The following is a 1,435-nucleotide window of genomic DNA, read 5'->3' on the forward strand; positions in this document are numbered from 1 at the left end:
TAATGCCAGTCAGTTAAGCTGACTGGCATTTTTTCTATTTGTCGCATATTTCTTGGGTTTCAGTTTCACCCAACGAGGATAATTTCTATCGTCTCTTCGGGGGGGTAGGATAAACATGGATATTTGCTGTAGTAGCACTTCATAGTGTTTAGGGAGTTTCCCTGGACTCGTTAAAGGTAAAGCTGCAAAGTATTGAGTCACAGCCATGGCACTACTCGTAAAGCTTAATTGGTTCGGCCAAACGCTATCTAAATTACTCGCTGCCTTTGTCATAACCTGCCTTATAAGGTTATAGGCTAACAAAATCCCCCAGAGCTCCTGTCTAACCATATCTGGGCGCTTACTTCGCAATGTATATTCACTATCAAGCAAGGTTTGCTTCATTTCTCTATAGCCTAATTCGATTTCCCAGCGATAGCGATAGAGCTCTACAATGTCTTCTCCAGGAAAGCGCAACCCATCACGCATTGAGGTAAGAACCTGATACTCCTTACCTTTGATGACTTTCGATACCAACCTTGCTTCTATTATTTCAGGCAGGTCACTGAATTTCTTCCTTGCCTGAGGTGATGTTTTTATAGCAACGATGGCATCACTCTGGCTGTATTTATGGACAACGTCATACTGAAAGTCTTTTCTCACAGGGAGCATCCAATGCCTTTCTTGACCGACTTTGTTCCAGCGATTAAGCAGTCCTAAAGAGTAATATCCTTTGTCAAAAATAGTCAGTGATTGATCTGGCGTTTGTTCAATAAGCTCTTCTGCGAGACTCATTTCGCTGGTGCGATAGTCAGAGAATGCACTATCGATTAGCTGATGACTCGTAAGCTCCATCAAGCAAACCATACGGACCTTAGGGTAAATATTCTCAGATGATTGATTGCGCTGCGCTTTAAACTCTTGATGATTTTCGAGTGTATCTGTCGTTCTCCAAACGACACCATCGACGGATAGAAGGTTTAGTCCACACCAAGTTTCGAAGTTAGACGACTGATAGCTGTGCGCAGCCATCTTCTTAAAGACTTGCTTTACACCTTCTTCGCCTAATCTCTGTCTCGCTTGAACAACAGCACTTGGTGCAACAAAACGTCGTTTGTCTGGCAGGACAATATCGAGTTGGTTAGCAATATCCCAAACAGATTGTTGACGAAAGAGACTCATTCCAACAACGGACCAAAGTACGGCTTCTAAAGGTAACCGTCTTCTTCTAACGGTTGCAACACCAGCTTGCTCAAAACCTTGCTGGATAAGCTCTGGACTAAGAATGTCAGAGTATTTATCAAAGTGGTGGAAGGTATTACACGACCGAAAAGTATTGGCAAGTTGGCTTTCTAAAGACATAAAAAATCCGATATTAGTTTCCTAATATCGGATTTTGAAGCCTTTTGAGGATCGGTCAAATGATCTCACAAATTTCTTAACTGATCGGCATTAC

1 protein-coding gene is annotated in these 1,435 nt (G+C 42.3%); it reads right to left on the minus strand.

The features are described from left to right. Positions 1 to 9: 9 nt before the first annotated feature. A complete protein-coding gene (locus RH86_RS08200; protein WP_009385874.1) occupies positions 10 to 1,341 on the minus strand; it encodes an IS4 family transposase in 1,332 nt (443 codons plus the stop codon). Positions 1,342 to 1,435: the final 94 nt, after the last annotated feature.

The sequence above is a fragment of the Vibrio sp. N418 genome, assembly GCF_000222565.1.
Taxonomy (GTDB): Bacteria; Pseudomonadota; Gammaproteobacteria; order Enterobacterales; family Vibrionaceae; genus Vibrio; species Vibrio scophthalmi.

What these genes read in the sequence shown, in the direction of transcription:
- RH86_RS08200 (WP_009385874.1), bottom strand. Translation starts at nt 1,341, where the DNA reads ATGTCTTTAGAAAGCCAACTTGCCAATACTTTTCGGTCGTGTAATACC.